19 protein-coding genes and 4 tRNA genes are annotated in these 22,086 nt (G+C 59.4%); 8 read left to right on the forward strand and 15 right to left on the reverse strand.

Going from position 1 to position 22,086, the window contains the following annotated elements; translation table 11 throughout:
• Positions 1–120: 120 nt before the first annotated feature.
• The 6 genes from BK667_RS27225 to bamJ form a co-directional block, all read right to left on the reverse strand.
• On the reverse strand, positions 121–1,266 hold the full coding sequence (locus BK667_RS27225) for an acyltransferase family protein (protein ID WP_123599430.1): 1,146 nt from the start codon (positions 1,264–1,266) through the stop codon (positions 121–123).
• Positions 1,267–1,642: 376 nt separating this feature from the next.
• Positions 1,643–2,050: an SEL1-like repeat protein gene (locus BK667_RS27230; RefSeq protein ID WP_123510658.1), complete on the reverse strand. Its 408-nt coding sequence runs from the start codon at positions 2,048–2,050 to the stop codon at positions 1,643–1,645.
• The gene (locus BK667_RS27235; RefSeq protein ID WP_003223109.1) at positions 2,051–2,422 is read right to left on the reverse strand and encodes a hypothetical protein; all 372 of its coding nucleotides are present in this window, start codon (positions 2,420–2,422) and stop codon (positions 2,051–2,053) included.
• Positions 2,419–2,760, reverse strand: a complete 342-nt coding sequence (locus tag BK667_RS27240) for a helix-turn-helix domain-containing protein (protein ID WP_123510758.1) — start codon at positions 2,758–2,760, stop codon at positions 2,419–2,421. The genes BK667_RS27235 and BK667_RS27240 overlap by 4 nt, the downstream gene beginning before the upstream one ends.
• A gap of 113 nt (positions 2,761–2,873) precedes the next feature.
• On the reverse strand, positions 2,874–3,329 hold the full coding sequence (locus tag BK667_RS27245; protein WP_123510656.1) for a YkvA family protein: 456 nt from the start codon (positions 3,327–3,329) through the stop codon (positions 2,874–2,876).
• A 296-nt stretch (positions 3,330–3,625) separates the two neighbouring features.
• Positions 3,626–4,339 (reverse strand): BamJ family beta-barrel-assembly machinery protein, encoded by a 714-nt coding sequence (bamJ, locus tag BK667_RS27250; RefSeq protein ID WP_054615693.1) that lies wholly within the window; start codon positions 4,337–4,339, stop codon positions 3,626–3,628.
• Between the two features lie 272 nt (positions 4,340–4,611).
• On the opposite strand from bamJ, the gene BK667_RS27255 reads away from it, so the two are divergent.
• Positions 4,612–6,420, forward strand: a complete 1,809-nt coding sequence (locus BK667_RS27255; RefSeq protein ID WP_123599431.1) for a di-heme-cytochrome C peroxidase — start codon at positions 4,612–4,614, stop codon at positions 6,418–6,420.
• A 28-nt stretch (positions 6,421–6,448) separates the two neighbouring features.
• Positions 6,449–7,585 carry a catalase family protein gene (locus tag BK667_RS27260; RefSeq protein ID WP_123599432.1) on the forward strand — a complete coding sequence of 379 codons (1,137 nt, stop codon included), beginning with the start codon at positions 6,449–6,451 and terminating at the stop codon, positions 7,583–7,585.
• Between the two features lie 211 nt (positions 7,586–7,796).
• On the opposite strand, the gene BK667_RS27265 is transcribed toward BK667_RS27260, so the two are convergent.
• The 4 genes from BK667_RS27265 to BK667_RS27280 all read right to left on the reverse strand — a co-directional run bounded on the left by BK667_RS27265 (position 7,797) and on the right by BK667_RS27280 (position 8,338).
• Positions 7,797–7,873 (reverse strand) — tRNA-Asp (locus BK667_RS27265).
• A gap of 18 nt (positions 7,874–7,891) precedes the next feature.
• Positions 7,892–7,967: transfer RNA gene (locus BK667_RS27270), tRNA-Val, on the reverse strand.
• 199 nt (positions 7,968–8,166) lie between these two features.
• Positions 8,167–8,243, reverse strand: a tRNA-Asp gene (locus BK667_RS27275).
• Positions 8,244–8,262: 19 nt separating this feature from the next.
• Positions 8,263–8,338, reverse strand: a tRNA-Val gene (locus tag BK667_RS27280).
• A 159-nt stretch (positions 8,339–8,497) separates the two neighbouring features.
• Between BK667_RS27280 and rdgC the strand changes: the two genes are divergently transcribed.
• From rdgC to sugE, 3 genes are all read left to right on the forward strand, one after another.
• Complete coding sequence (rdgC, locus tag BK667_RS27285) at positions 8,498–9,418, forward strand: recombination-associated protein RdgC (RefSeq protein ID WP_123510650.1); 921 nt, start codon at positions 8,498–8,500, stop codon at positions 9,416–9,418.
• 150 nt (positions 9,419–9,568) lie between these two features.
• Complete coding sequence (locus BK667_RS27295; RefSeq protein WP_123510646.1) at positions 9,569–10,534, forward strand: bile acid:sodium symporter family protein; 966 nt, start codon at positions 9,569–9,571, stop codon at positions 10,532–10,534.
• Positions 10,535–10,653: 119 nt separating this feature from the next.
• Entirely contained in the window at positions 10,654–10,968 is a 315-nt protein-coding gene (sugE, locus tag BK667_RS27300) for a quaternary ammonium compound efflux SMR transporter SugE (RefSeq protein WP_123599434.1), read from the forward strand.
• A 98-nt stretch (positions 10,969–11,066) separates the two neighbouring features.
• Here sugE and BK667_RS27305 read toward each other — a convergent pair whose 3' ends face one another.
• The 4 genes from BK667_RS27305 to BK667_RS27320 form a co-directional block, all read right to left on the reverse strand.
• Complete coding sequence (locus BK667_RS27305) at positions 11,067–12,941, reverse strand: MFS transporter (RefSeq protein WP_123510644.1); 1,875 nt, start codon at positions 12,939–12,941, stop codon at positions 11,067–11,069.
• A 112-nt stretch (positions 12,942–13,053) separates the two neighbouring features.
• Positions 13,054–14,205 (reverse strand): TDT family transporter, encoded by a 1,152-nt coding sequence (locus tag BK667_RS27310; protein WP_123599435.1) that lies wholly within the window; start codon positions 14,203–14,205, stop codon positions 13,054–13,056.
• Between the two features lie 104 nt (positions 14,206–14,309).
• Positions 14,310–14,621 (reverse strand): cupin domain-containing protein, encoded by a 312-nt coding sequence (locus tag BK667_RS27315; protein WP_123599436.1) that lies wholly within the window; start codon positions 14,619–14,621, stop codon positions 14,310–14,312.
• A gap of 33 nt (positions 14,622–14,654) precedes the next feature.
• The gene (locus BK667_RS27320; RefSeq protein ID WP_123599437.1) at positions 14,655–15,554 is read right to left on the reverse strand and encodes a LysR family transcriptional regulator; all 900 of its coding nucleotides are present in this window, start codon (positions 15,552–15,554) and stop codon (positions 14,655–14,657) included.
• Positions 15,555–15,715: 161 nt separating this feature from the next.
• On the opposite strand from BK667_RS27320, the gene BK667_RS27325 reads away from it, so the two are divergent.
• On the forward strand, positions 15,716–16,465 hold the full coding sequence (locus BK667_RS27325) for an SDR family NAD(P)-dependent oxidoreductase (protein WP_123599438.1): 750 nt from the start codon (positions 15,716–15,718) through the stop codon (positions 16,463–16,465).
• A 45-nt stretch (positions 16,466–16,510) separates the two neighbouring features.
• Here the strand turns inward: BK667_RS27325 and BK667_RS27330 are convergent, their stop codons facing one another.
• Positions 16,511–17,695, reverse strand: coding sequence for an MFS transporter (locus tag BK667_RS27330; RefSeq protein ID WP_123599439.1), 1,185 nt, complete (start codon positions 17,693–17,695; stop codon positions 16,511–16,513).
• A gap of 92 nt (positions 17,696–17,787) precedes the next feature.
• On the opposite strand from BK667_RS27330, the gene BK667_RS27335 reads away from it, so the two are divergent.
• Positions 17,788–18,327, forward strand: a complete 540-nt coding sequence (locus BK667_RS27335) for a TetR/AcrR family transcriptional regulator (RefSeq protein WP_123599440.1) — start codon at positions 17,788–17,790, stop codon at positions 18,325–18,327.
• Positions 18,328–18,576: 249 nt separating this feature from the next.
• Complete coding sequence (locus BK667_RS27340; protein WP_123599441.1) at positions 18,577–22,047, forward strand: hybrid sensor histidine kinase/response regulator; 3,471 nt, start codon at positions 18,577–18,579, stop codon at positions 22,045–22,047.
• Positions 22,048–22,086: the final 39 nt, after the last annotated feature.

The following is a 22,086-nucleotide window of genomic DNA, read 5'->3' on the forward strand; positions in this document are numbered from 1 at the left end:
TTTATCTTCCTTGATTAGATCACCTGAATCCGCTGTCAGGCGCGGGCCATCTTATCGCTCCCGCGCTCAGCGTGGGAAGGCCGTCTGTGACGCTCCGCGGCCAGTGTCCTACCCAACCTATTAGTCAGTATCAGGTCTCAACACGGGACTACTGTGGCTGGTTTTCTTGCTGAGTGTTCGACCAAGCGCTTGCCCGGTCATTTCGACATAGCGGTAGGTGAACATCGACACCAGGACGACCAATCCCATCACCAGCAAAGCGATGACGTTGTTGAACAACACATTACCGGTGTCCAGGTAGCGAGTCCCGTCGATCATCGGTGCGATATCAACGCCGAGGAGCTTTGCCGCCACCATAAACGCCGACACGACGCAAAATAGAATGGCCGCGTGGGTCAAGTAGATGGAATAAGACAACTTGCCGAGAAAACTGAAGACCCGTCCTGCCAACAACCGCGATACCGCCCCGCCATCGAAAGCGAATATCAAAACAATGACAGCGAACAACGGGCTGGCCACCAACGCCTTGGCTGCAAAATCGTTGACCACGAATACCAGCGCCGCTGCCACTGCCAACACTTCAAGCGCTGTCAGCAACCAGGCCTTGGCCCGGCCGGGATGGGGTGACTTCAAATACACGGCGTAAGTCAGGCAGCCAGTGAAAAAATACGCGAGGCCCCGCAGCGACTCGATGGTGAAGAAGGTATTACCTGCATAGATCAGCGCCAGGGCCACGACGACCATCGTCGCCCACACCCATGTCCTGACGCCGAAGGCAACGCTCAGGATCAGGGCGAAGATCATATAGGTGTAGTACTCAATACTGATGCTCCAGGACGGATAGTTGAACGACAGTGGATTAGTTAAATACGTCCAGGATTGCAACAGCAGCGCATTCGGCAGTATTTCAGCCGGGGCAAACTTCCCGGTAAACGGCACGTTGTTGAACTCCATACCTTTTTGCACAGCCATATATCTGCCGCACTCTAACAATATAAAGACGACCAACATAAAGAGGTGCAGCGGCAATAAGCGGAAGGTCCGCGTTATAAAGAATTTGCGAAAATTGAATTGCACCGAGCTGCCATAGGCATGCGTCAAGACAAAGCCACTCAGTACAAAAAAGAACGATACAAATACGTCGGCATGGCGAAAGAACAACCATTCGGTAAAGCTGTCGCTAACGCGCAGGTGATAGAGCATGACTGAACCAGCCATCAGGCCCCTGAAACTGTCCAGCGAATCAAACCGCTTCTCTGCGCGCATATCCAGGCTCCTTTACTCGCATGGGCGGCACGTCTTGGATTCACCTACGATGACCGCCATGAGTCGGCGATGGTCTCGTTCGGCTTCATCCAGGTAACGTGCCACCCGCTCCCGGAATGATTGCAAGCCCTTCACCGTTGCAGTGAAGGGCCTGGCGCAAGATCTGAACGTTTGGGTGACGCGCAACAAACCGCTGATCTGATGTGACGTTAGCATCGCGCTTTAAAAGAGCAAGGCGGCTTTATCAGGCAATAAGGAATGCATTATTGACGCCATTACGGCGTCAAAAAAACTGCTAATACGCAGGACATCAATAGTCTTTTCACAGCAGCACTAATTCCCTGCCGCTACATCGACTTATCGAATAATCAGGGGATTATTGCGGAGTATCATCACTCACCAAGCCTTTCAACTTGATCTCAGCCAATGGATGCCCCGCCTTCAAGGCAATCCGCCAAAACCGCGCCGCCTCAACCGCATCCGGCGCCTTGCCCGGCGTCCCCGCCAAACTGATCACGCCAACCTGATACGCCGCTTTGCCATCCCCCGCCAAAGCTGCCAGGCGCAGCAATCGCACGCCTTCCTCGCGTGCGCCAAGACCGACGCCGCGAAAGGTCAGGATGTGGCCGTAGAAGCTCTGGGCACCGACGTCGCCGAGGTTGGCCATGCGCGCAAATTGGCCTTCAAGCCATTTCCAGCCTCGGGGCTGGCGCACAAACCATGACCAGTGAAACAGCCTACGGGCCAACCAGTAGGAGGCCCGCGCCTTGAGTCGTAAAAACACTCAGGCCTCCGCTGATTCGGGATACTCGTATTCGAACACTCGCACCACTTCCGAAGCATGCCAGGAAGCGGCGGCGACGCCGTCGGACGGGCCGGAGAAGCGACCCAGGCGCTCGACGCATTCGAAGAAGCCGGTGCGTGGCAGGCGGCTGGCGCCTTGGCTGATCACTAGCGAGCTGCGCAGGGGCTGCTCGGCTTTGGCGTCCAGCGCAGCGAGGTGTTCAAGGGCGGCGGTCAGGGTTTGCATGGCCGGGGTGGGCAATTGCAAACGCTCGAGCAGTGCTCGATAAGTCAGAAGGTGGCGCTGACGACGCGCCTGGTCCAGTTCGCCGAGTAACCCGTCCCAATGTTGACGGCTGATGCGTACGCTCACGATTCATCCCTCCATCCTGGCACCGTCAGTTCCCAGGCCAGGCTGCGGCGAATCGCAGCGTCAGGAAGACGCTCGCCACTTTCGATCAAGGCCAGATAAGACGGGCTGATGCCTACCGTGCGGGCCAGCGCCTCGATGGCGATGCCCTTCCCTTCGCGCAAATTGCGGAGTTGATCCAGACCCGGAAGGACCTGGTCTGCAACGACCGTCGGACGCTCTACGGCGGCCCTTGGCGGTTGTTGCTCGATGCCTGCTGCTTTCAGTAAAGCCTGGTACTGAGCCCACGGTAGAACCGCATATTCGGGCTCGCCTTCGCGTGTGATTATCTGAATATCCATGACTTCCCCGTAGGACAACGACACTTAGCGAGTCGGCACTTTTCCCTTGAAGTGTAATCCTAACAGCGGCCAAGGTCGCGGGGGCATCAATCTATGGATGAAACTGAAACAACTCAGTCATCTTTCGGGCCCTGAAGCTGAAGTTGCTCCGGGGTATCGGGCAGTCGTTCAACCACAGCGAGCTTCTCCGGCAGCTGCCGATTGCGCCAGGCGCGGAAGGCGTTGAGTTCGTCGTCGAGGGTTTTCATCACCCAGGCCAGCACGGCGATGTCGTCGAGCATGCCGAATACAGGGATAAAGTCCGGGATGGCGTCGAGCGGACTGAGGAAGTACATCAGGCCAGCCACGACGGTCAGGATCGATTTTCGGCTGATGGCGCGATACTCGCCACGCCAGTAGGCCAGGCACAGGGCCTGCAACAGGCGCAGGTCGTCCTTGAGTTTGCCCAGTCGACCACCTTCGCTGGTGCTTTTGCTGGCCACCGCGAACAGCAGGGTCGGCAAACGACCTTTCGCCAGCAGGCGCCCGGCCAGGGGCAGGAAGCGAGCGAAATTCCAGGGTGCTTTCATCTTTTCCTCCCACTGAAATGTTATCCACACAAATTGTGGATAACCTTGTGAACAGAGCTGCATTTCACCGCTGAGAGCCCCGTTTTATAAGGGCTCAACTCAGATCGGGCGTTTTTTACTCACATAAAAAAACCCAAGATTTCATTGACTTGGCGGTTCGGTGCGGCTAGTCCAGCGCTCTCAATGCCTATGACTCCAGCCTACAGCATCCGTTCGCTTTCTTTGCACATTGCCAAACCCCAGATACAACAACGCCCCGCTGAGTGCGAGGCGTTGTTTTTTGCAGCAGACGACGGTTACTTGGCGGCGTCTTGTTTCGCTGGATCTTTGATTGCCAGCAGCTCCAGATCGAATACCAGCACCGAGTTGGCCGGGATTGCCGGGCTTGGGCTTTGCGCGCCGTAAGCCAGGTCGCTAGGAATGTACAGCTTGTACTTCTCGCCGACGTGCATCAGTTGCAGGCCTTCGACCCAACCAGGGATTACACCGCTGACTGGCAGATCAATCGGGCTACCGCGATCAACCGAGCTGTCAAAGGTGGTGCCGTTGGTCAGCTTACCGGTGTAGTGAACAGTCACTACGTCGGTCGGCTTAGGCTGAGGACCATCCGCTTTTTTCACGACTTCATATTGCAGACCGGATGCAGTGGTCACTACACCGGCTTTCTTGGCGTTGTCTTCGAGGAATTTCTTGCCGGCGGCTGCCGACTCTTCGCTCATTTTCGCCATGCGTTCTTCTGCACGCTTTTGCAGTGCTGCGAAGGCCTCGACCAGTTCGTCGTCCTTCAGCTTTTGTTCTTTCTTGCCGACGGCATCTTCGATGCCTTGGGCTACGGCCTTGGAATCCAGATCATCCATGCCTTCCTGAGCCAGGCTCTTGCCCATGTTCAGGCCAATCCCGTAGGAAGCTTTTTGCGCCGGGGTTTTCAGCTCTACGCTGGTCTGCGAATCACAACCCGCAAGTACCAGGCTTACCAGGGCCACCGCCGCCGCCAACCGATGCTGTTTCATGCTATTTCCTTGTTCATGCGCCTAAAGGGCAATCGAATAAAGCCGCGAGCTTATCAGGCGGCCACGACCAATGGCTACCGGCATGAGAGCAGGATACTGCTGATAAGTTCAGGTCTTTTAAAGCATTTCGGGAATGAGCTGGATGAAGTTTCTGTCATCTTGCTCCCACAGACGCAGATGCCGGTTCCTACAACACTTGGCGTAATGGCCACTTGCCGCCCCCTAAGCAGCTGAGGCATAAGAGAGCTATAAAAACGACAAGGACGTTTATCTTGCGCCTCTTACTCCGCTTGCTGATTCTGATCGTTGCGCTGCTGGGGCTTGGCCTGGCCGTGGTTCTTTACTACGTCGCCAACCCGAAGCTGCCCGCTTACTCCCCCGCCCAACAGGTGCATTACCTGGAGCAGTGGAGCGCCGCCGACCGCCAGACTTACTACTTCACCCCCCAGGGCACGCAAGTCAAAGGCTTGCATTACGACTGGTTCGAGGCGCTGGAATTGCCGTTCTCGCAACAGCGTTTTGCCGCCCCGGAGTATCTCGCGCGCTTCGGTTTTCTGATCGATCCCGCCCAGAAAGCCACGCCAATTAACCCTGGCAACCTGCCCGTGGGTTTCGCCCGGCACCAGAATCCCGGCAGCCAGGACCGGTTTCTCGACATCACCTGCGCCGCCTGTCACACCGGCGAATTACGCTTCAATGGCCAGGCTGTGCGCATCGATGGCGGCTCGGCCCAGCATGTGTTGCCGTCCAGCGTGCCGACCCTGCGCGGTGGCAGTTTTGGCCAGGCATTGGTGGCCAGTCTTGTATCGACTTATTACAACCCGTGGAAATTCGAACGTTTCGCACGCAACGTGTTGGGCGCGGACTACGACGCCCGGCATCAAGTCCTACGGGAAGACTTCAAAAAATCCCTCGATACCTTCCTGAAAGTCGCCTGGAACGATACCCATCGCGGCCTCTATCCCACCGAAGAAGGGCCCGGCCGTACCGACGCGTTCGGGCGCATTGCCAATGCCAGTTTCGGTGATGCTATTTCGCCGGCTAACTACCGCGTGGCCAACGCCCCGGTGGATTATCCACAGCTGTGGGATATCTGGACCTTCGATTGGGTGCAGTGGAATGGCTCGGCGCAGCAGCCGATGGCGCGCAATATCGGCGAGGCGCTGGGTGTGGGCGCGACGTTGAATTTCTTTGATGCTGATGGGCAGCCGCTTACCGGCGATGCGCGCTATCCCTCCAGCGTCCGGGTTCGTGATCTGAATTTGATCGAAGAAACCCTGCAACGCCTCAAGCCGCCGGCCTGGCCGGAAGACGTGCTAGGCAGCGTCGATAAGCCCCTGGCGGCCCAAGGTCGCGCGTTGTTCGCCGAGAATTGCGCCAGTTGTCACGTGCCACGGGTGAATCAGGTTGGCAGCCGTGCAGTGCAACAACTCAAATTACTGCCAGTCGCGGCCATCGGCACCGATCCCACCGCCGCCAACAACATCGCAGACCATCGTTTCGACCTGACGGCCCTGCAATGGGACCCGGCGGAGCTGGGGCAACTGGATGTTCAACTGCATCCCAAACCGACCGAGCCACTGGACTTGAGCAAGCTCTCGGTGGCCAAAGGGTTGGCGTACGTCACGGCGTTCGTCGAAAACCGGGCTTACCGCGAGGCCAAGGTCACCCCGGCGGAGCGCCCGGACCTGGATGGGTTCGGATTGCCCATCGGAGTACAAGAACTGCGCGCCTATAAAGCCAGGCCATTAGCGGGCGTCTGGGCCACTGCGCCGTTTCTGCACAACGGTTCGGTGCCAAGCATTTATGAGTTGCTGTCGCCCCAGGACGAACGCGCGACCACTTTCTATAAAGGCACCTTCGAGTTCGATCCCAAACATTTGGGCTATCGCACTGAGGCCTTTGCCAATGGCTTTGTGTTCGACACACGCATCACCGGCAATCACAACAGTGGTCACGAGTTCCGGGCCGGTGAACGCGGCAACGGCGTTATCGGACGCCTGCTGCAACCCCAGGAACGCTGGGCGCTGCTGGAGTACCTGAAAGTCTTGGGTGGTCCGCTGGAGACGCAGTTGCCATGAATCCTGAATTCGTCAAAAGGACTTGCTCATGCTGATCACGCTTTGGCTGCGCCTCGGCGCTTTTCTCGGAAAACTCCTGCTTTGCCTGCTGTGCCTGGGGTTATTGGGCTGGGCGCTCGCCACCGCATGGTTTGCCTGGCAGCGCAGTGGCGCGGTCTCGGCGGATGAACAGATCCCGGACGGCGAAGCGGCGATGACCCAGGACATCATCCAGACCGCCGTGCGCATCGTCGACCAGCACCGCGAAAGCACTCGATACCTGCGCGACGCCCATGCCAAGGCCCATGGCTGTGTGAAGGCCGAGGTTCAGGTGTTGCCGGATCTGGCGGCGGAATTGCGTCAAGGTGTGTTCAGCGAGCCGGGCAAATCCTGGCAAGCGACCGTGCGCCTGTCCAACGGCAACGCCTATCCGCAATTCGACAGCATCCGCGATGCCCGGGGCATGGCCATCAAGTTGCTCGATGTACCCGGCAAACAATTGCTGGCTGATCAGGCGGGTCGCCACGAGCAGGATTTCGTGATGTTCAGCCACCCGAATTTCTTTGTCAGCGATGTCGCCGAGTACCGCCAGAATGTGGCCGCTCAGGCGGATGGCAAAACTGCGATGGCGTTCTTTCCGGGCTGGGATCCACGCACCTGGCAGGTTCGCCATCTATTTATCGCCCTGGCGACGCTCTCCCCCGCCCCCGACAGTCCGACCCAGACCACCTACTTTTCGGTTTCGCCCTACAAGTTCGGCGCAGCCAATGCCAAGTTCCGCGTCATGCCCGATCCGGGAAGCTGTCCGACCTATGTCCTGCCCAAACAAAATCAGGATCTGCCGAACTTCCTGCGCAGTGCGCTGAACCAGCAGTTGTCGACCGACCGGGTGCCAGCGTGTTTCGTCCTGCAGATCCAGCGCCAGGATGCGAATAAGTACATGCCGATTGAGGACACAAGCATTGAATGGCACGAAAGTGATGCGCCGTTCGAGACCGTGGCGAAGATCAATGTGCCGGCGCAGGATTTCGATACCCCGGCGCTGAATCTGCAATGCGATAACCAGTCGTTCAACCCGTGGTTCGGGCTGGAGGCGCATCGGCCGATTGGCGGGATCAATCGTCTGCGTAAAGCAGTGTATGAAGCGGTCAGCGACTACCGCCACAGCCGCAACGCCGAGCAATAAACGCCAAACACAGTCACCCTGTGGGAGCGGGCTTGCTCGCGAAGGCGGTGTATCAGTCGCCGAAGATGTTGGCTGACACACCGCCTTCGCGAGCAAGCCCGCTCCCACAAGGGAATCACGGTAGTGAGTCAAATCCCAGACGACAAAAAGCCCGCATTAAGCGGGCTTTCTGTGTGGTGACCTGGCGTTCAGCGTTCCAGGTTACCGAATATGGCGCAGCGGACGGGACTCGAACCCGCGACCCCCGGCGTGACAGGCCGGTATTCTAACCGACTGAACTACCGCTGCGCGTAGCGTTGAAAGTAATGGTGGGTGATGACGGGATCGAACCGCCGACATTCTGCTTGTAAGGCAGACGCTCTCCCAGCTGAGCTAATCACCCTTTACCTTCGTTGCGGGGCGCATTATGCCACAGGTTTTCGTAAAGTGTTGATTTAATTGAATATTTTTTCAAATAAATCCGAAAACCCATAAAACAACGCGACCTGCAGGAACAACATACAAACGTGGGGCAGAAAAAAACCCGCGTTAGCGGGCTTTTCCGTGGTGACCTGGCGTTCAGCGTTCCAGGTTACCGAATATGGCGCAGCGGACGGGACTCGAACCCGCGACCCCCGGCGTGACAGGCCGGTATTCTAACCGACTGAACTACCGCTGCGCGTAACACTAAAAACGAATGGTGGGTGATGACGGGATCGAACCGCCGACATTCTGCTTGTAAGGCAGACGCTCTCCCAGCTGAGCTAATCACCCTTCGCTTCGGTGTGGCGCGCATTCTACGGAGCACCCCCACCTCTGGCAAGCACTTTTTTAAATAATTTTCTCAGGCCTTCCAAAGGCTTAGAGAAGGGTTGGCCTATGGCGCCGCGAAGAGAATAATGCCCCCCTTTGTATAAAGGAGAGACTCGCCTCATGTGGTTCAAAAACCTGCTTATCTATCGCCTGACCCAAGATCTGCCTTTTGATGCCGAGGCGTTGGAAACTGCACTGGCGACCAAACTGGCGCGTCCATGTGCAAGCCAGGAGTTGACCACTTACGGTTTCGTCGCGCCGTTCGGCAAGGGCGAAGATGCTCCGCTGGCGCACGTCAGCGGTGACTTCCTGCTGATCGCCGCCCGTAAAGAAGAACGCATTCTGCCGGGCAGCGTCGTGCGCGACGCGGTCAAGGAAAAGGTCGAAGAGATCGAAGCCACGCAAATGCGCAAGGTCTATAAGAAGGAACGCGATCAGATCAAGGATGAAATCATCCTCGCGTTCCTGCCGCGCGCCTTTATCCGTCGCTCGTCGACCTTCGCCGCCATCGCGCCGAAACAAGGCCTGATCCTGGTGAACTCGGCCAGCCCGAAACGCGCCGAAGACCTGCTGTCGACCCTGCGTGAAGTGATCGGCTCGCTGCCAGTACGTCCGCTGACCGTCAAAATGGCCCCGACTGCCACCATGACCGACTGGGTCAAAACCCAGAAAGCCGCCGACGACTTCTTTGTTCTGGACGAGTGCGAACTGCGCGACACCCACGAAGACGGCGGCATCGTGCGTTGCAAGCGTCAGGACCTGACCAGCGACGAAATCCAGTTGCACCTGAGCACCGGCAAAGTGGTGACTCAGTTGTCCCTGGCGTGGCAGGACAAGTTGTCGTTCATGCTCGACGACAAAATGACCGTCAAGCGCCTGAAGTTCGAAGATTTACTGCAGGATCAGGCAGAACAGGACGGCGGCGACGAAGCCCTGGGCCAACTGGACGCCAGCTTCACCCTGATGATGCTGACCTTCGGCGACTTCCTGCCGGCGCTGGTTGAAGCGTTGGGCGGCGAAGAGACCCCACAAGGCATTTAATTAAAGCCTTGTGATATCCCCTGTGGGAGCGAGCCTGCTCGCGAAAGCGGAGTGTCAGACGACATAAATGTTGAATGATCAGCCGCCTTCGCGAGCAGGCTCGCTCCCACATTTGGTTTTGTGCTGTTACTTAATAACAAGGATCAGGCCATGCGCGCCCTCGCCGCTTTAAGCCGCTTCGTCGGCAACACCTTCGCTTACTGGGTGCTGATTTTCGCCGTCGTGGCGTTCCTGCAACCGGCATGGTTCATCGGTCTGAAAGGCGCCATCGTGCCGCTGCTGGGACTGGTGATGTTCGGCATGGGCCTGACCCTCAAGCTCGAAGACTTCGCCGAGGTCGCTCGCCATCCGTGGCGCGTGGCACTGGGCGTAGTCGCTCATTTCGTGATCATGCCGGGTATGGCGTGGTTGCTTTGCCAGGCGTTTCACCTGCCGCCGGAAATTGCCGTCGGCGTGATCCTGGTCGGCTGCTGCCCGAGCGGCACATCGTCCAACGTCATGACTTGGCTGGCTCGCGGGGATCTGGCGCTGTCGGTAGCCATCGCCGCCGTCACCACCCTCCTCGCCCCGCTGCTGACACCGGCGCTGATCTGGCTGCTGGCCTCGGCCTGGTTGCCGGTGTCGTTCATGGAATTGTTCTGGTCGATCCTGCAAGTGGTGCTGTTGCCGATCGTGCTCGGCGTCGTCGCCCAACGTGTGCTCGGCGATCGAGTGCGCCACGCGGTAGAAGTGTTGCCGCTGGTGTCGGTGGTGAGCATCGTGATCATCGTTGCCGCCGTGGTCGCGGCCAGTCAGGCGAAGATCGCCGAGTCCGGCTTGTTGATCATGGCGGTGGTGATGCTGCACAACAGCTTCGGCTATTTGCTGGGTTACTTCACCGGGCGCCTGTTCAAGCTGCCGCTGGCCCAGCGCAAGTCGTTGGCACTGGAAGTCGGGATGCAGAACTCCGGCCTGGGCGCCGCGCTGGCCAGTGCGCACTTCTCACCACTGGCGGCGGTACCAAGCGCGTTGTTCAGTGTGTGGCACAACATTTCCGGGGCGCTGCTTTCGACGTATTTCCGCCGCATGAGCGAGAAAGAAGATCGGGAAACGGCGGCTCGGCAAGCGACTGAATAAGCGCCAAACTTGATCCCCGGATTAATGATGGGCACTCTATTGCGCAACGCGGGGACGACCTCGCGGCTCGATCGAGTCATTAATCTGGGGACGACCCCGTCAATCGATGGAGGTCTTTCATGTCCTGGATCATTCTGTTTTTCGCCGGCCTGTTCGAGGTCGGCTGGGCCGTTGGCCTGAAATACACCGACGGCTTCAGTCGCCCACTCCCCACCGCACTCACCGTCGCCGCCATGGCCATCAGCCTGGGTTTGCTGGGCCTTGCCATGAAGGAACTGCCGCTGGGCACGGCCTATGCGATCTGGACGGGTGTGGGTGCGGTGGGCACGGTGATCGCCGGGATCATTCTGTTTGGGGAATCGATGGCACTGTTTCGACTGGCCAGTGTGGCGTTGATTATTGCCGGGTTGGTGGGGCTCAAAATTAGCGCTTAGGCCACAGACGCCATCGCGGGCAAGCCTTGCTCCTACAGAGACACATCAAAACCCGTAGGAGCAAGGCTTGCCCGCGATGAGGCCCGCCCAATCACCGCTTACCTGACTGTCCCGCGCAACTCCCCCACCAACGCCTGCAACGCAGCCGGCTCAGCCACTTCAACCGCCACCGCCGGCCCCGCCACCAAGGTCACCCGCGACCACAACCGACGAAACAGGCCCTTGGCCGGATCGCGGCTGAAGAAACTCCCCCACAACCCCTGCAGCGCCAGCGGAATCACCGGCACCGGCGTCTCTTCAAGAATCCGCGTCAACCCTCCCCGGAATTCATTGATCTCACCGTCGGCGGTTAGTTTTCCTTCAGGGAAGATGCACACCAACTCACCGTCCTTCAGATATTGGGCAATCCGCTTGAAGGCCTTTTCGTATATCTGAATGTCTTCCTGACGCCCCGCTATCGGAATGGTCCCGGCGGTGCGGAAGATAAAGTTCAGCACCGGCAGGTTGTAGATTTTGTAATACATCACAAAGCGAATCGGCCGACGCACCGCACCGCCAATCAGCAAGGCATCGACGAATGACACGTGGTTGCACACCAGCAGCGCCGCGCCTTCGTCGGGAATCAGGTCGAGGTTGCGATGCTCCACGCGGTACATGGAATGGCTGAGCAGCCAGATCATGAAACGCATGCTGAACTCGGGAACGATGCTGAAGATGTAGGCGTTGACGCCGATGTTCAGCAGCGACACCACCAGGAACAACTGCGGGATCGACAGCTTCACCACGCTCAGCAGCACGATCGAGACAATCGCCGACACCACCATAAACAGTGCGTTGAGGATGTTGTTGGCGGCAATCACCCGCGCCCGCTCGTTCTCAGCGGTGCGCGACTGGATCAGGGCGTACAACGGCACGATGTAGAAACCACCAAAAATGCCCAGCCCGAGGATGTCGATCAGCACCAGCCAGGTGTGGCCGAAACCCAGGACTTCGATCCAGCCATAGCCATTCTCACTCTCCGGAATACCGCCGGAATGCCACCACAGCAGCAAGCCAAACACCGTCAGACCAAACGAGCCGAACGGCACCAGACCGATCTCGACTTTGCGCCCGGAGAGCTTCTCGCAGAGCATCGAACCAAGGGCGATACCGACTGAAAACACCGTGAGGATCAGCGTCACCACGGTCTCGTCGCCTTGCATCCATTCCTTGGCGTAGGCCGGGATCTGCGTCAGGTAAATCGCTCCGACAAACCAGAACCATGAGTTGCCGACAATTGAACGCGACACCGCCGGCGTTTGCCCCAAGCCCAGCTTCAAGGTCGCCCAAGACTGGGTGAAAATATTCCAGTTCAGGCGCATTTCCGGTGACGCAGCCGCCGCGCGGGGAATGCTGCGGCTGGCCAGGTAACCGAGCACCGCCACACCAATAATCGCGGTGGAGACGATGGGGGCGTAATGACCGGAGGACATCATGATTCCGGCGCCAATGGTCCCGGCGAGAATCGCCAGGAACGTGCCCATTTCCACCAGGCCGTTGCCACCCACCAGTTCATCTTCGCGCAAGGCCTGGGGCAGGATCGAGTACTTCACCGGCCCGAACAACGCCGAGTGAGTCCCCATGGCGAACAGCGCCACCAGCATCAGCGACAGGTGATCGAACAGAAAACCGACCGCGCCCACCGCCATGATCGCGATTTCCCCAAGCTTGATCAGACGAATCAGCGCGTCCTTGGCGAATTTTTCCCCGAACTGGCCGGCCAGGGCCGAGAACAGAAAAAACGGCAGGATGAACAACAGCGCGCACAGGTTGACCCAGATCGAACGGTCACCGTCGATAGTCAGTTTGTACAGAATGGCGAGGATCAGCGACTGCTTGAAGATGTTGTCGTTGAACGCCCCGAGGGACTGTGTCACGAAAAACGGCAGGAAACGCCGGGTGCGAAGCAAGGTGAACTGTGAGGGGTGACTCATCTTCCGTGTTTCCCTGATGTTGGGTAGCTGATGTTAGGTCGTGAGCGGCGTGGATTTTGTTATTGGAATATCGAACGCCGATCCAGGCCACACATTACCTAATCTTTGCAGGTTATTTCTTTAATCCTGCAATGCATGGCGAGACAAACAGCTCGCCACGCCAGGCGCCCTGCACGGTGCGCTTGCCGACGATCAGCCACATCACCGCCAGCAACGCCACCAGCACGCTGCCGAAGACATTGAAAAACGTCAGGCTCAGCGTGCTCGCCAACTTCAGCGTGGCCAGAGAATAGACGCCCAGCGGGAACGTAAACCCCCACCAGCCAAGGTTGAACGGGATGCCGGCGCGCAGGTAGCGCACGGTGATCAGCACCGCGATCAGCATCCACCACAGCCCGAAGCCCCACAGCGTGATCCCGGCCACCAGCCCCAGCCCGGCGGCGATTTCGCCAATGCCCGGCAAGCCATTGGCGGCGAAGATCGCGGGAGCATCAGCGCCCAGCAACAACATGCCCAACGCCCCGGTGCCGATCGGGCCAAGCGCCAGCCAACTCGAGGCGGCCATGTTTTCGTGGGGCAATTTGTGCAGCGCCATGCGCAGCAACAGAATCGTCAGAATGCTGAACGCCACCGGTAGGGAAAATGCCCACAGCACGTAGCTGGTCACCAGCATCACCAGTTGCGAATGGGCTTCGGCCAGGTGCGGCGCCAACAGACCACCACTGGCGGCCGCGACTTCCGCAGCGACGACGGGCAACAGCCAGACTGCGGTCATTTGATCGATGCTGTGTTCCTGGCGGGTAAACATCATGTACGGGATCAACACTCCGCAGGCCAGGGACATCGCCACATCCAGCCACCACAGCACTTCGGCCACATGGATCACGCCATCGCCCCAACGCGGCAATCCGAACACCAGGAAGCCGTTGATGATGGTCGCGAGACCCATGGGAATGGTGCCGAAAAACATCGAAACCGTGGAGTGGCCGAAAATCCGCCGCGCTTCATCGAAGAACAGCACCCAGCGTGCCGCGTACAACCCGGTGAACAACACAAACAGAAAGATGTTGAACAGCCACAGGCCTTCGGCAATGGCGTGCAGACCGGGAATCGCGACGGGAACTTGCGCCAGCGCCAAGGCCAGCACGCCAGTGCCCATGGTGGCGGCGAACCAGTTCGGGGTGAATTGGCGAATCGCTTCCAGCGGACGTGGCAGAAGGCTTAAAGGTTTGTAAGCGGGCTTGGCAGTATGGGGGCAGATCATGGCGAACTCCTGTCCTCTGATGAGGTAGAGCCCATGGTAGATCTGAATCGAATATCTATATAACGGGTAATATCTCTAACTGTTATCTGTTTTGCAGATATACGTCAGACACTGCCTTCCGACTCGATCACCAGAATTCGCGCCGCACCGATCGGATGCGCAACATGCGCGGTGCCCACCGACGCATAAAAAATATCGCCGACCTCCAGCAAGGTCTGCTGTTCGACGCCGTCTTCGCGGTAATGCATTTGCACTTGCCCATCGAGCACCACAAACACTTCCTGCCCGTCGTTGATGTGCCATTTGTACGGCTGGTCAGTCCAGTGCAAACGGGTGGTGATGCCGTTCATATTGGCGATGTCCAGCGCACCCCAGGCACGCTCGGCGGTGAAGGATTTGCTGCGGATGATTTTCATGGGGCGGACCGGTGAATGAGTGCGAGGCCAAGGCTAACTCAAACCGGCGAACAACTGCGCCAGCCAATCGATAAATACCCGCACCCGGTTGCTCAGGTGGCGGTTGGGCGGGTACAGCACATGAAACGGATAGCGCGGCGGACGCCAGTCTTCAAGGATCGGCACCAGCTCGCCGCGCTCGATGTGCGCCTGCACGGTGTAGGTGAAGGTGTGGATGACGCCCAGTCCGGCCAGCCCTGCGGCCAGATGGGCATTGCTTTCGTTGACCGTGAATATGCCCTGCCCGCGAATCTCGTACTTTTCCCCGTTGCGCTCGAACCGCGCCGGCATCACCCGGCCATTGCGGGCCGAGTGGTAGCTGACCGTGCGATGGTGTTTCTCCAGGTCGCGCGGATCGGCCGGAATGCCAAATCGTTCGAGATAGCCCGGCGTCGCACAGGTGGTCCATGACGACGTCCCCAACGGTCGCGCCGCCATGGACAGTTCGGTCAGTGGCCCGCCGCGAATCACGCAGTCGACGTTTTCGCTGATCAGGTCGACTTGTCGATCACTCACACCCATCTCGATCTGGATATTCGGGTAGCGCGCATAAAAATCCGGCAGCGCGGGGATGATCAGCAGCGTCGCCACCGAACCGCCGACATCCACGCGAACCTTGCCCCGGGATTGGCCCTGGGCGCAGGCGAAGCTGTTGTCCAGGTCGTCCAGTTCCACCATCAACTGCATGGCGCGCTCGTAATAGGCCATGCCATCGGCCGTAACGGTAAGCCGACGGGTGGTGCGTTGCAGCAGCCGCACCCCGAGATGTTCCTCCAGCTCGGCGACCAATTTGCTGACCGAGGTTTTCGGCAAGCTCAGGGAGTCGGCGGCCTTGGTAAACGAGCCGGTTTGCACGACGCGGGCGAAAACGCGCATGGCCAACAATTGGTTCATGACAGGCACCTCAGGGCGACAGGCCCTGAGTATTGTCCACAACCATGTACAAACAAACCCGATTCTGGTGATTTTTCTGCTGAATCATGAGGCATAGAGTGGGTTCAACGGCGCACAAACACGCCGACAAATTCCTACATGACTCAGCGGAGATTCACAGCATGAGCAGTACCCTTAAAGGCAAAGTTGCACTAATCACTGGCGGCACCACCGGCATCGGCCTGGCTTCGGCCCAAGCCTTCGTCGACCAGGGCGCCACCGTTTTTATCACCGGACGCCGTCAAGCGGAACTGGATGCAGCGGTGGCCTCCATCGGTAACAACATCACCGGGATCCAGGGTGACGTGTCGAACCTGGCCGATCTGGACCGGATCTTTGCGGTGATCAAAGACAAGGCTGGCGCTCTGGATATCGTCTTCGCCAATGCCGGTGGGGGCGACATGCTGCCACTCGGTGCGATCACCGAAGAACACTTCGACCGGATCTTCGGCATCAACGTCAAAGGCCTGCTGTTTACTGTGCAGAAGTCCCTGCCCCTGTTGAAGGATGGCGGTTCGGTAATTCTCACGGCGTCTACCACTGCCACCAAAGGCACGGAAAATTTCAGCGTCTACAGCGCCAGTAAAGCCGCGGTGCGCAACTTCGCCCGCTCGTGGTTGCTGGATTTGAAAGCACGCAAGATTCGCGTCAACGTCATCAGCCCTGGCCCGATTCACACGCCGGGTCTGACGGGGATTGCGCCGCCGGATCAGCAGCAAGGCTTGCTGGATTTCCTGACCAGCCAAGTGCCGATCGGTCGTCTCGGCGAGCCATCCGAAGTGGGCAAAGCAGCGGTATTTTTAGCGTCGGATGACAGCAGCTTCATTAATGGGATCGAGCTGTTTGTGGATGGCGGGTTCGCGCAGATTTGATCGGCGCAATAAAAAACGCGGCGCCTTGATGGGCGCCGCGTTTTTTTATGGGTGGCAGACTTTCAATGAGCGTTGGCGCATCAAGGCCAGCAACGCACCGACGGCCAGGATGATCAGCACCGCGCCATAGCCATCGGTGGTCGCGATCAGCCCAAACGTGCGGGTCAGATTCCCCGCCAACAACGACGGCAGGCAGAACGCCAAGTAACTGAGCGCATAAAACGACGACATCAATCCCGCCCGCTCATGGGGCAACGCCAACGGCACGAGGCTGCGCACGGCCCCAAGGAAACCGGCGCCGAAACCGCAACCGGCCACCAGTGTGCCGATGAAAAACAGCGACAGGCTCGCGCTGTGGACGGCGGTCAGGATCAGCACAACGCCGATTGGCAGCAAACTGGCGCCCAGGCGCAGCACCTTGTCCGCCGGCCGATTGCGCGAGGTGTAGATCATCAACGCACCGGTCACCGTCAATGCCGCGACCGTCGCGCCGCCAATCAGGTTCGAGGTCGAGCCCGTGGCTGTGCGCACCAGCGACGGGGCCAAAGAGGCAAAGAAACCACCCAGCGCCCATACAGCCGTGTTGATCGGCAGCACCGACCACAACGTGCGCCGCGCCTGGATCGGTACATGCAAGGTCGGACGCAGCGAAGCCAGCGCACCCGGTTGCCGACTGACGCTTTCCGGCAGGCGCCAGACGTACAGCGCCTGCATCACGAATAGCGCCAGCAATACCCAAAAGGTCAGTTGCAACGGCAGCGGCGCAAACTCGGCCAACAAACCGCAACCCATCGCACCGACGGCCATGCCCAGCAACGGAGCCACGCTATTGATCAGCGGACCTTGCTGGCGATCGGTGTCCAGCAGCGCGGCGCTTAATACGGCGGTGGCCATCCCGGTGGCAAAACCCTGAAGCACCCGGGCACTGATCAGCCACGTGACGCTGTCGGCGTTGATAAACAGCAACATCGCCAGCATGTTGAGCAGGATTGCGGTGAAGATCACCGGTTTGCGCCCGAGGAAATCCGAGAGCGAACCGACGGTCAGCAGCGCCACCAATAAGCTGAGGGCGTACACCCCGAAGATCAGGGTCAGGGTCGCCGCCGAGAACTGCAACTGCTCCTGATACAAGTGATACAACGGCGTCGGCGCCGTGGAAGCGGCGAGAAAACTGAGTAAAGTGATCGCCAGAAACCACAGGCTTGCACGGTTTGAGGTAGAACGAGACATGGGCACACTCCGCAAAAGCTAAGTTTTTGCTTTTGCGGAGTGTGCTACTGACTAGCGCTTAAAGCAAATTCTTTGTGTTAAGGTCCGCCACTATGGCTACTAAAGAAGGTTTACGCCCGGGCGGCAGAAGTGCCCGGGTGCAAGAGTCGATTCATTCGGCGGTCCGTGCGCTCCTCGAAGAGCAGGAGCGCTCGACCGTGACCGTGCCGCAAATCGCCGCGCGTGCGGGGGTTACGCCGTCGACGATTTATCGGCGTTGGGGCGATTTGTCGGTGTTGCTGGCCGACGTCGCCCTCGCCCGCATGCGCCCCGACAGCGAACCGACCAACACCGGCAGCCTGCGTGGCGATCTGCGCGCGTGGGGCGAGCAGTATCTGGACGAGATGAGTTCGGAACTGGGTCGTAACCTGTTACGCGACGTGCAATGCAGCTCTACGCCGGGCTTTTGCGTGGCGATCATTGGCGCGCAGTTGCAGACCATTCTGGATCGCTACCCCGACCAGCCACTGCCGAGCGTTGATCGCCTGATCAACCTGATCTCCGCTCCGACGGTGTTTCGCGTGCTGTTTTCAGCGGCGCCGCTGGAGGTTGAGGAGTTGCATCGGTTGATTGAGATTGCGTTGACTCATTAAGTCCTCATCGCGAGCAAGCTCGCTCCCACAGGGGATCTCCAGTGAACACCTGTTTTGTGTACACCCAAGATCCCATGTGGGAGCGAGCTTGCTCGCGATGAGGTCAGCACAACCGACCGAGAATCAGCTGACACACACCCTGCGACACCCCACCACGCCACGACCTTGGTCGACACTGACGAACCCGTGCCATCGTGCGAGACTGTCTGTCCGGGCCTGAACCCCGGGTGTCATTTGCCGGGAGTTTCCATGTCGCTGTCCAGCGGGCTGATCGCCGCCGTTGCCCTGGCCTATATGGCCATCATGTTCGCCATCGCCTTTTACGGTGACCGTCGCAGCGCGCCGTTGCCGCCGCGGGTGCGTGCCTGGGTCTACAGCCTGTCGCTGGCCGTCTATTGCACCAGTTGGACGTTCTTTGGCGCCGTGGGCCAGGCCGCCGAACAACTCTGGTCATTCCTGCCGATCTATCTCGGACCGATCCTGCTGTTGGTGTGCGCGCCGTGGGTCCTGCAAAAAATGGTGATGATCAGCAAACAGGAGAACATCACCTCCATCGCCGACTTCATCGCCGCGCGCTACGGCAAGTCGCAGTCGCTGGCGGTGGTGGTGGCGCTGATCTGCCTGGTCGGCGTGTTGCCCTACATCGCGCTGCAACTCAAAGGCATCGTCCTCGGGGTAAACCTGCTGATCGGCGCCGGAGCCGATGCCATGGGCACCCGCGCCCAGGACACGGCGCTGATTGTTTCGCTGGTCTTGGCGCTATTCACCATCGTGTTCGGCACGCGCAACCTCGACGCCACCGAACACCACCGTGGCATGGTGCTGGCGATTGCGTTCGAATCGCTGGTCAAGCTGTTCGCGTTTCTCGCGGTCGGCGCGTTCGTGACTTACGGCCTGTACGACGGTTTCGACGACCTGTTCGACCAGGCCATGCTCGCCCCGCGCCTGGAAGAATATTGGAAGGAAACCATTAACTGGCCGTCCATGGTGGTGCAAACCGGCGTGGCGATGATGGCGATTATCTGCCTGCCCCGGCAGTTCCACGTCACGGTGGTGGAGAACATCGAGCCGCAGGATTTGCGCCTGGCCAAATGGGTGTTCCCGGCTTACCTCGCATTGGCGGCGTTGTTTGTAGTCCCTATCGCCCTGGCCGGTCAGATGTTGCTGCCCAGCTCGGTGCTGCCAGACTCATTCGTCATCAGCCTGCCGCTGGCCCAGGCTCACCCGGCGCTGGCGTTGCTGGCGTTTATCGGTGGCGCGTCGGCGGCTACCGGCATGGTGATCGTAGCCAGCGTGGCGCTGTCGACCATGGTTTCAAACGACATGTTGCTGCCATGGTTGCTGCGCCGGAACAACGCCGAGCGGCCATTCGAAGTGTTCCGTCAGTGGATGCTGTCGGTGCGCCGGGTCAGCATCGTGGTGATTTTGCTGCTGGCCTACGTCAGTTATCGCCTGCTCGGCTCCACCGCGAGCCTGGCGACCATCGGCCAGATCGCCTTTGCCGCCGTGACGCAACTGGCCCCGGCGATGCTCGGCGCGCTGTACTGGAAGCAGGCCAACCGTCGCGGCGTATTTGCCGGCCTCGCTGCCGGGACGTTCCTGTGGTTCTACACCTTGATTCTGCCCATTGCTGCCCACAGCCTCGGCTTGTCCCTGAGCAGTTTCCCGGGGCTGGCGTGGTTGCACAGCAACCCGCTGAAGTTGCCGCTGACCCCGCTGACCCAAGGCGTGGTGCTGTCGCTGGCGGCCAACTTCACGCTGTTCGCCTGGGTGTCGGTGCTGTCGCGCACACGGGTTTCCGAGCACTGGCAGGCCGGTCGTTTCATTGGCCAGGAAATCAGCGCCCGGCCCAGCGCTCGCTCAATGCTGTCGGTGCAAATCGACGATCTGCTGCAATTGGCCGCACGGTTTGTCGGTGAAGAACGCGCGCGCCAGAGCTTTATCCGTTTCGCCTATCGCCAGGGCAAAGGCTTCAACCCGAACCAGAACGCCGACGGCGAATGGATCGCCCATACCGAACGTTTGCTGGCCGGTGTGCTCGGCGCTTCTTCGACGCGCGCAGTGGTAAAAGCCGCCATCGAAGGTCGGGAAATGCAGTTGGAGGATGTCGTGCGCATCGCCGACGAAGCGTCGGAAGTTTTGCAGTTCAACCGCGCCTTGCTGCAAGGGGCAATCGAGAACATCACCCAGGGCATCAGCGTGGTCGACCAGTCGTTGAAACTGGTGGCCTGGAACCGGCGTTATCTGGAGCTGTTCAATTACCCGGACGGCTTGATCAGCGTCGGCCGACCGATTGCCGACATCATTCGCTACAACGCCGAGCGCGGGTTGTGTGGCCCGGGCGAAGCGGAAGTCCATGTTGCACGACGTCTGCACTGGATGCGTCAGGGGCGTGCTCACACCTCTGAACGACTTTTCCCCAATGGGCGTGTGATTGAGCTGATTGGCAACCCGATGCCCGGCGGCGGTTTCGTCATGAGCTTCACCGACATCACCGCGTTCCGCGAGGCCGAGCAGGCACTGACCGAGGCCAACGAAGGCCTGGAGCAGCGGGTCACCGCGCGAACCCACGAACTCTCGCAGCTCAACGTCGCCCTGACCGAAGCCAAGGGCACCGCCGAGTCGGCCAACCAGTCGAAGACGCGTTTTCTGGCGGCGGTCAGCCATGACTTGATGCAACCGCTGAACGCCGCGCGGCTGTTCTCCGCCGCCCTGACGCATCAGGATGACGGCTTGTCCGGCGAGGCACAGAAACTGATCCATCACCTGGACAGTTCGTTGCGCTCGGCCGAAGACTTGATCAGCGATTTGCTGGACATATCCCGTCTGGAAAACGGCAAGATCAACCCCGATCCCAAGCCGTTCGTGCTCAATGAGTTGTTCGATATCCTCGGCGCCGAATTCAAGGCACAAGCGCAGGAACAGGGGCTGAAATTCCGCCTGCGCGGCAGCACATTGCGGGTCAACAGCGACATCAAGTTGCTGCGACGGATCCTGCAAAACTTCCTCACCAACGCCTTCCGTTATGCCAAAGGCCCTGTGTTGTTGGGGGTTCGGCGGCGCCAGGGCGAATTGTGCCTGGAGGTCTGGGACCGCGGGCCGGGGATTCCGGAAGACAAGCAGCAAGTGATATTCGAAGAATTCAAACGCCTCGACAGCCACCAGACCCGCGCCGAGAAAGGCCTGGGGCTGGGCCTGGCGATTGCCGACGGGTTATGCCGGGTGCTCGGCCACACCTTGCGCGTGCGCTCCTGGCCGGGACACGGCAGCGTATTCAGCGTCAGCGTGCCACTGGCCCGGACGCAGACCGTGGCGCCGAATAACGTGGTTGAACTCAACGGCAAATTGCCAACGGGCGCGCAGGTGCTGTGCATCGATAATGAAGACAGCATTTTAATTGGCATGAACAGCCTGTTGACCCGTTGGGGCTGCCAGGTCTGGACCGCGCGTAATCGTGAGGAGTGTGCCGCGTTGCTCAGCGACGGGATGCATCCGCAATTGGCGTTGGTGGACTACCACCTGGACGACGGCGAAACTGGCACCGAGTTGATGGCGTGGCTGCGCACGCGATTGGGTGAGCCGGTGCCGGGGGTGGTGATCAGTGCGGATGGGCGACCGGAAACGGTGGCGCAGGTGCATGCGGCGGGGTTGGATTATCTGGCGAAACCGGTGAAGCCGGCGGCGTTGCGGGCGTTGTTGAGTCGGCATTTGCCGCTATAGCACCGATCGTTCCCACGCTCCGCGTGGGAATGCCGCCAT

The sequence above is a fragment of the Pseudomonas frederiksbergensis genome (assembly GCF_003732705.1).
In the GTDB taxonomy this organism is placed as follows: domain Bacteria; phylum Pseudomonadota; class Gammaproteobacteria; order Pseudomonadales; family Pseudomonadaceae; genus Aquipseudomonas; species Aquipseudomonas frederiksbergensis_F.

Bases quoted from the DNA above. Each gene is read 5' to 3' on its own strand.
- BK667_RS27245 (WP_123510656.1), bottom strand. From the start codon at position 3,329: ATGAAAGCACCCTGGAATTTCGCTCGCTTCCTGCCCCTGGCCGGGCGC.
- BK667_RS27305 (WP_123510644.1), bottom strand. From the start codon at position 12,941: ATGAGTCACCCCTCACAGTTCACCTTGCTTCGCACCCGGCGTTTCCTG.
- BK667_RS27330 (WP_123599439.1), bottom strand. From the start codon at position 17,695: ATGTCTCGTTCTACCTCAAACCGTGCAAGCCTGTGGTTTCTGGCGATC.
- BK667_RS27310 (WP_123599435.1), bottom strand. From the start codon at position 14,205: ATGATCTGCCCCCATACTGCCAAGCCCGCTTACAAACCTTTAAGCCTT.
- BK667_RS27340 (WP_123599441.1), top strand. From the start codon at position 18,577: ATGTCGCTGTCCAGCGGGCTGATCGCCGCCGTTGCCCTGGCCTATATG.
- rdgC (WP_123510650.1), top strand. From the start codon at position 8,498: ATGTGGTTCAAAAACCTGCTTATCTATCGCCTGACCCAAGATCTGCCT.
- BK667_RS27335 (WP_123599440.1), top strand. From the start codon at position 17,788: ATGGCTACTAAAGAAGGTTTACGCCCGGGCGGCAGAAGTGCCCGGGTG.
- BK667_RS27260 (WP_123599432.1), top strand. From the start codon at position 6,449: ATGCTGATCACGCTTTGGCTGCGCCTCGGCGCTTTTCTCGGAAAACTC.
- BK667_RS27315 (WP_123599436.1), bottom strand. From the start codon at position 14,621: ATGAAAATCATCCGCAGCAAATCCTTCACCGCCGAGCGTGCCTGGGGT.
- sugE (WP_123599434.1), top strand. From the start codon at position 10,654: ATGTCCTGGATCATTCTGTTTTTCGCCGGCCTGTTCGAGGTCGGCTGG.
- BK667_RS27225 (WP_123599430.1), bottom strand. From the start codon at position 1,266: ATGCGCGCAGAGAAGCGGTTTGATTCGCTGGACAGTTTCAGGGGCCTG.
- BK667_RS27325 (WP_123599438.1), top strand. From the start codon at position 15,716: ATGAGCAGTACCCTTAAAGGCAAAGTTGCACTAATCACTGGCGGCACC.
- BK667_RS27240 (WP_123510758.1), bottom strand. From the start codon at position 2,760: ATGGATATTCAGATAATCACACGCGAAGGCGAGCCCGAATATGCGGTT.
- BK667_RS27320 (WP_123599437.1), bottom strand. From the start codon at position 15,554: ATGAACCAATTGTTGGCCATGCGCGTTTTCGCCCGCGTCGTGCAAACC.
- BK667_RS27295 (WP_123510646.1), top strand. From the start codon at position 9,569: ATGCGCGCCCTCGCCGCTTTAAGCCGCTTCGTCGGCAACACCTTCGCT.
- bamJ (WP_054615693.1), bottom strand. From the start codon at position 4,339: ATGAAACAGCATCGGTTGGCGGCGGCGGTGGCCCTGGTAAGCCTGGTA.